7 protein-coding genes are annotated in these 4,394 nt (G+C 66.0%); 6 read left to right on the plus strand and 1 reads right to left on the minus strand.

The window, feature by feature from the left end; translation table 11 throughout:
- Together AC04L7_RS13005 and AC04L7_RS13010 are read left to right on the plus strand one after the other, a co-directional pair.
- Positions 1-285 (plus strand): cytochrome c (locus tag AC04L7_RS13005; protein WP_475513152.1); only part of this gene is annotated, 285 nt, incomplete at its 5' end.
- Between the two features lie 141 nt (positions 286-426).
- Positions 427-903 (plus strand): glycine zipper 2TM domain-containing protein, encoded by a 477-nt coding sequence (locus AC04L7_RS13010; RefSeq protein WP_435999136.1) that lies wholly within the window; start codon positions 427-429, stop codon positions 901-903.
- Positions 904-998: 95 nt separating this feature from the next.
- On the opposite strand, the gene AC04L7_RS13015 is transcribed toward AC04L7_RS13010, so the two are convergent.
- Positions 999-1,208, minus strand: coding sequence for a cold-shock protein (locus tag AC04L7_RS13015; RefSeq protein WP_055944114.1), 210 nt, complete (start codon positions 1,206-1,208; stop codon positions 999-1,001).
- Between the two features lie 229 nt (positions 1,209-1,437).
- Here AC04L7_RS13015 and AC04L7_RS13020 point away from each other — a divergent pair, with 229 nt between their 5' ends.
- The 4 genes from AC04L7_RS13020 to AC04L7_RS13035 form a co-directional block, all read left to right on the plus strand.
- Entirely contained in the window at positions 1,438-1,923 is a 486-nt protein-coding gene (locus tag AC04L7_RS13020) for a DUF456 domain-containing protein (protein WP_435999139.1), read from the plus strand.
- A 75-nt stretch (positions 1,924-1,998) separates the two neighbouring features.
- Positions 1,999-3,183, plus strand: coding sequence for a phospholipase A (locus tag AC04L7_RS13025; protein ID WP_436001040.1), 1,185 nt, complete (start codon positions 1,999-2,001; stop codon positions 3,181-3,183).
- Positions 3,183-3,602, plus strand: coding sequence for an arsenate reductase (glutaredoxin) (gene arsC / locus AC04L7_RS13030; RefSeq protein ID WP_299343185.1), 420 nt, complete (start codon positions 3,183-3,185; stop codon positions 3,600-3,602). The genes AC04L7_RS13025 and arsC overlap by 1 nt, the downstream gene beginning before the upstream one ends.
- Positions 3,603-3,645: 43 nt before the next feature.
- The coding region (locus AC04L7_RS13035; protein ID WP_475513153.1) for a sterol desaturase family protein at positions 3,646-4,394 on the plus strand (749 nt) is incomplete at its 3' end.

The following is a 4,394-nucleotide window of genomic DNA, read 5'->3' on the forward strand; positions in this document are numbered from 1 at the left end:
ATGGCCAGGCACTCGGCGCAATTGGCCGACACGGTGAAGCAGAACCGCTGCGCGGCCACCGACACCATCCCGCACGTACGCACACTGCGAGCGATGGCGAACGATCTGGACATGGCATTCCCAGGGATCGCGGACGACCAGCGGTTCAAAGCGCATACCAGCCAGTTCCGCGCGGACCTGGACGCGGCCCTGAGCGCGCCGCCCACCGACTGCGCGGCCGCAGGCGCCCTGGTCGAGAAGGTAGGGGCGGACTGCAAGGCATGCCATCAGGATTTCCGGGGATGACGATAGCCGCGGCATGAATCGCACCTGACATCCGGGCCGCGCAAGCGGCTCGATTGTCATGATGTTCACGCGGTCATGTGGAGCATGCGCCCCGACGGGACACGATCATCCTGACGGTCCTACCATCTACAGGAGGCATCCATGAACCTGCGTCTTCTCGCCATCGGCATGACGACGGCCATCGCCCTCGCCGGCTGTGCAAGCACGTCCCCGGGCTACGGCAGCAGCGGCTACGGCGGTGGCTACAACAATGCGCCGGCCAACCGCTACTGCGCGGACTGCGGCATCGTCGAACGCATCGACGTGGTGTCGTCCGGCCGCAGCGCTCCGTCCGCGACCGGCGCCGTGCTGGGCGGCATCGTCGGTGCGGTCGCCGGCCGCCAGATCTCGGACCGCACGGGCGGCAGCGAAGGCAACAAGAATGTCTCCACGGTTGCAGGCGCGGTGGCAGGTGCCGCCGCCGGCAATGCGATCCAGAACCGCACCACCGGTGACACCTACAACATCACGGTGCGCATGGACGATGGACGCCGCGTGACGATCAGCCAGCGCGACCTCGGCGGGGTCCGGGAGAACACCTACGTCCGCATCCAGAACGGTCGCGTGGTCATCCGCTGATCGCCCGCGCCACACCGCAGCAAAGAAAAAGCCCGGCATCCGCCGGGCTTTTTCCTGTGGAGCCCGCGCCTTCGCGCGGTCCTGCATTCTCCAGTTCAGACCGGCTGGACGGCATCCGCCTGGAGGCCCTTCTGGCCCTGCACGACGGTGAAGCTGACCTTCTGGCCTTCCTTCAGGCTCTTGAAGCCCTGGGTCTGGATGGCACGGAAATGCACGAACACGTCCTCACCATTCTCGCGGCTGATGAAGCCGAAGCCCTTGGCATCGTTGAACCATTTGACGGTTCCGGTTTCACGATCAGACATCTACTTGCTCCTTGAAACGGGTGGTGGATACGCCTGCTGGGCGGCTGGTTGCAAGGAGGAAGCGAGGTACAAGGATGCAGCGGATCATGGATCTACCCCATCAGGCCACGATTCACGGTGACCTTGGCAACGGCAGCGGCCGCACAGTAACCCGGCATTTGGCAAAATGCAAACACGTGAGCCGAAAAGTCAACCCCCAGACAACCCTTTGATTCCTCAGGAGATTTGATTGGACATCCAGATGCTTTATTACGCCTTGGCGGTGGTACTGATCCTGGTGGGCGTGGCCGGGGTGATCCTGCCTGCCCTGCCCGGCCTGCCGCTGGTGTTCGCGGGCATGCTGCTGGCCGCCTGGGCGGGTGACTTCCAGCAGATCGGCTGGGTGACGCTGGTGGTGCTGGGACTGCTAACAGCGCTCTCGTTCGCGGCCGACATTTTCTCCACCGCGGTCGGCGCGCAGCGTGTCGGCGCCAGCCGCAAGGCGCTCTGGGGCACGGTGATCGGCACCTTCGCCGGCCTGTTCTTCATGCCCATCGGCCTGCTGGCCGGCCCGTTCATCGGTGCGCTGCTCGGCGAGCTCTGGCATGGGCGCGAGTTGCGGCAGGCGACGAAGGTCGGGCTGGGGACCTGGCTGGGCATCGTGCTGGGCGTTGTCCTGAAGCTGGGGCTGACCTTCGCGATGCTGGGCCTGTACGTCTTCGCCTGGATCTTCTAGGCCATGTCGACGCGCCTTCGCGCCCATGGCTGGCAGAATACCGCTCCCCACCCGCCTTCCCTGATCGAGCCCCGCATGACGCACCGCGCCCGACTCCTGCCGCTCGCCATCGGCGTTTCCCTCTCGTTCGCTGCCCAGGCGCAGGACGCACCGGCCGTTCCCTCCGCCGAGGCCTGCTTCCTGCTCGAGAACGATGCCGCCCGCCTGGCCTGTTACGACCAGGCGCTGGGCAGGAGTGCCCGCGACACGCGGACCGCGGACGAACAGGCGCGCGCTGCGAAGGAAGCGGAGGCGCAGGCACGCGACCAGGCGCGTGCGTCGGCCCGCGCCGAGGCCGAGGCGGCCAAAGCGGCGGACCTGCCCATGGGCGAGCGCGCCCGGCGGCGCATGGGCGCCTGGTTCCGGGTCGACGACGAGGCGGACGCCGACCTGATCGCCAACGCCGGCCGCGGTTCGCTGCTCGACAGCCGCTGGGAGCTGGCCAAGGATTCGAAGCTGGGTGTCTTCCAGTTGCGCGCCTACAAGCCCATGTACCTGCTGCCAGCGTTCTGGACCAGCCAGGTCAACGAGACGCCCTCCTCGCCCAATCCCGACAACACGGTCACCGAGCCGCAGGCACTGCAGGACATCGAAGCGAAGTTCCAGCTGAGCTTCAAGACCAAGTTCGCCGAGAACCTGTTCGGCGACAACGGCGACATCTGGGGTGCATACACCCAGAGCTCGCGCTGGCAGGTCTATAACGGCGAGGAATCACGCCCGTTCCGCGAAACCAATTACGAACCCGAAGTGATGCTGGTGTTCCGCAACAACTACAGCCTGGCGGGCTGGAAGGGGCGGATGGCGGGCATCGGCATCAACCACCAGTCCAACGGCCGCAGCGATCCGCTGTCGCGCAGCTGGAACCGCGTCATCGCCACCATCGGCCTGGATCGCGAGAACTGGGCTTTCGTCGTGCGTCCGTGGTATCGCGTCCCGGACGGCAACGACGACGAGAACCCGGATATCGAGGACTACATCGGCCGCGGCGATGCGATGCTCACCTACGCGCGCGACGGCCATGTATTCACCGTACTGGGCCGGCACTCGCTGCGTGGCGGCGATCAGTCGCACGGCGCCCTGCAGCTGGACTACGGCTTCCCGATCAATCGCGCGTTCCGCGCCCACGTGCAGTTGTTCCATGGCTACGGCGAAAGCCTGATCGACTACAACCACAAGGCCACCTACGTCGGCCTGGGCATCTCGTTGCTGGACTGGTACTGATGGACGACGTGACGATCTACCACAACCCCGCGTGCGGCACCTCGCGGAACACGCTGGGACTGATCCGCAATGCGGGTATCGAGCCGCAGGTCATCGAATACCTGAAGACGCCGCCCGATCGCGCCACGCTGGTGTCGCTGATCGCGGCGATGGGCACGCCCGTGCGCGAGGTTGTCCGGACCAAGGAAGCGCTTTACCCGGAACTCGGCCTTGCCGATGCCGACGACGCGGCGCTCATCGACGCCATGCTGGACCATCCGGTGCTGATCAACCGTCCGATCGTGGTGACGACCCTCGGCACCCGGCTTTGCCGGCCCTCCGAACGGGTCCTGGATATCCTGCCGCAGGCGCAGCGTGGCGCTTTCAGCAAGGAAGATGGCGAGCCGGTCGTCGACGAGGCCGGAAACCGCCTCGCCTGACGTAAGATCCTGCGCAGGAATCGCACCGCCTGCCAGGATGCTCATGACACGCCCTCGCCGTTCGTTCTTCGCCTACGCTTCGGCCATGCTCGGGCTGCTGAGCCTGATGGCCGTCGCCTGTTTCCATTTCCCCGAACTGCTGACGAGCAGGGAATTCCGGGCCGCCTACAACGAGCAGTTCGCTCGCCACCTGCTGCTGGTCGGGTTGGCGGCCGCCTTCGCCATGGGCACCTGGGCCATCCTTCGCGACCGCAACAAGCGCATCGCGCTCATCGGTGTCGGTGGTGCCACGCTGGCGGTGCTGCTGGGCGGCACCAACGTGCAGTTCGACGCCATCGGCAAGACACCGTACTCGCTGGGCCTGGACTGGTTCGTGATCTCGCTTTTCTTCTCGGCGCTGGTGTTCGTGCCGCTGGAACACTACCTCGGCAAGCGCCGGATCTCGCCGCTGCGTCCCGGCTGGCGCACCGACGTGACGTACTTTTTCATGAGCCACATGCTGGTCCAGTTCATCCTGATCCTGGTGACGGCCTCCACCTCGACCATCGCCGGCCTGGCCGCGTTCCCCGCCTTGGAGGACGCCATCCAGTCGCTGCCGGTCTGGGCGCAGTTCCTGATCGCCGTGTTCGTCGCCGACCTCGCGCAAGCGCTGCTGCACCGCGCGTACCACAACATTCCGTGGCTCTGGCGCTTCCATGCCGTGCACCATTCCAGCCGCGAGATGGATTGGCTGGCCGGCTCGCGCACCCATATCGTCGAGATCGTGCTGACGCGCAGCGCGGTGCTGTTTCG

The organism is Pseudoxanthomonas sp. LjRoot204_2, from assembly GCF_056175765.1.